This is a genomic window from Oleiphilus sp. HI0079, assembly GCF_001635105.1.
This window is the reverse complement of the sequence record NZ_LWFT01000657.1, coordinates 1-1,031: the sequence shown is the minus strand read 5'-3', so window position 1 is coordinate 1,031 and position 1,031 is coordinate 1. Positions and strand designations below refer to the sequence as shown.

The 1,031-nt window shown below is 46.0% G+C and carries 2 protein-coding genes and 1 pseudogene; all 3 read left to right on the top strand.

The window, feature by feature from the left end:
• A pseudogene (locus A3750_RS26125) lies at positions 1–377 on the top strand (ubiquinone biosynthesis regulatory protein kinase UbiB); the annotation flags it as partial.
• 16 nt (positions 378–393) lie between these two features.
• Complete coding sequence (locus A3750_RS11805) at positions 394–729, top strand: phosphoribosyl-ATP diphosphatase (protein ID WP_068454330.1); 336 nt, start codon at positions 394–396, stop codon at positions 727–729.
• A 1-nt stretch (position 730) separates the two neighbouring features.
• The gene (gene tatA / locus A3750_RS11800; protein WP_068454333.1) at positions 731–964 is read left to right on the top strand and encodes a Sec-independent protein translocase subunit TatA; all 234 of its coding nucleotides are present in this window, start codon (positions 731–733) and stop codon (positions 962–964) included.
• Positions 965–1,031 lie beyond the last annotated feature (67 nt).

Sequence of the window (1,031 nt, the reverse complement as noted above, 5' to 3'; positions counted from 1 at the left end):
GCGAACTCTACCCAGAATTGGATCTTTGGAGCACCGCAAAGCCCTTCCTTGAAAAATGGATGCGCGACAGACTGGCGCCTCCTGGCGTTTTTAAACGAATTCGTTCACAAATCCCTGACATTGTTCAGCAATCGCCTGAACTTCCGAAACTGATCTATGAGACTATGGACAGTATTCGAAAGCTAGAACATCCACCGGCACCAACGGTAAAGTCTGAGCCGAGTAAGCACAACGTTAAACGCCGCTTGGCGGGCGGGCTATTAATTGGCGGCGGTTTACTCAGCAGCCAACCGGAGCTTGTCAGTCAACTTCAAAATATGCCCATTGCGGGAATGATCTGCATTGTCGCCGGCGCTTGGTTAGTATTCGTATCCTGATTTTCTGGAGAACTTAATGTCTGAGATTTTAAAGCAATTAGAAGAGATCCTTGAAGAACGCCGCAAGGCTGACCCTGAGGAGTCTTATGTTGCCAGCCTTCATCAGAAAGGGCTAAACAAGATCCTCGAAAAGGTAGGCGAAGAATGCACCGAGACACTTTTGGCCGCCAAAGATGTTGAGCACGGAGCCGCGAAGAACGAGCTTATATACGAGACCGCTGATTTGTGGTTTCATACAATGGTCATGTTGTCGCATTTAAATATCCGTCATGAGGACATTCTTGAAGAGCTAAAGCGGCGTTTCGACTTGTCTGGTCTAGAAGAGAAAGCACAACGCAGTAAGGAGTCATAAAATGGGAATCAGCCCTACCCAGTTACTAATTATATTGGTGATCGTCGCACTCATCTTCGGCACTAAAAAGCTCAGAAACATCGGTGGCGATCTTGGTGGTGCCGTTAAAGGCTTCAAGAAAGCCGTTAAAGATGAGGAAGAAAAAAAATCAATTGAGCAGTCCGATGGCGAGACGATTGATGTTAAAGCTGAGAAAGTCAGCACAGATAAAGAAAAGAAAGACCAAAACGTTTAGCACTTAAGACTGTAGTAGCACATGTTTGATATTGGTTTTCTCGAGCTGATTATTGTTGCGGTTCTCG

Bases quoted from the DNA above. Each gene is read 5' to 3' on its own strand.
- tatA (WP_068454333.1), top strand. From the start codon at position 731: ATGGGAATCAGCCCTACCCAGTTACTAATTATATTGGTGATCGTCGCA.
- A3750_RS11805 (WP_068454330.1), top strand. From the start codon at position 394: ATGTCTGAGATTTTAAAGCAATTAGAAGAGATCCTTGAAGAACGCCGC.